The 436-nt window shown below is 69.0% G+C and carries 1 protein-coding gene; it reads left to right on the forward strand.

Going from position 1 to position 436, the window contains the following annotated elements; genetic code table 11:
- On the forward strand, nt 1-436 hold a 436-nt coding region (locus tag RM590_RS35675), incomplete at both ends, for an FAD-dependent monooxygenase (RefSeq protein ID WP_311708965.1).

A 436-nucleotide genomic window follows, 5' to 3' on the forward strand; every position in this document is an offset into this window, starting at 1 on the left:
CGCGGGGACGTCGAGGTCACCGACGTCGCCGAGGATGCCCGCGGCCGGGTCCGTGTCACCTACGCCGACCGTACCGACGGCGGCGAACATGTCGTCGAGGCGGACTACGTGCTGGGCTGCGACGGAGCCAACAGCATCGTGCGGTCCCGGATCGGCTCCCGCATGGAAGATCTCGGATTCGAGCAACGCTGGCTGGTCGTCGACGTCGCCACCACCGCCGAACTCGCCAACTGGGAGGGCGTCGATCAGGTCTGCGACCCAGAGCGGGCCGGTACGTACATGCGGATCGGCGCGACGCGCTACCGGTGGGAATTCCAACTGCAGGATGGCGAGACCGCGGCGGACTTCGCCACTCTCGACGCCCTCGGCCCACTGATTCGCCCCTGGGTCCAACACGTTTCGGGTGCCGAGCTGCGCCTGGTGCGCGTGGCCGAGT

Source organism: Streptomyces litchfieldiae (assembly GCF_031845365.1).
Classification (GTDB): Bacteria; Actinomycetota; Actinomycetes; order Streptomycetales; family Streptomycetaceae; genus Streptomyces; species Streptomyces litchfieldiae.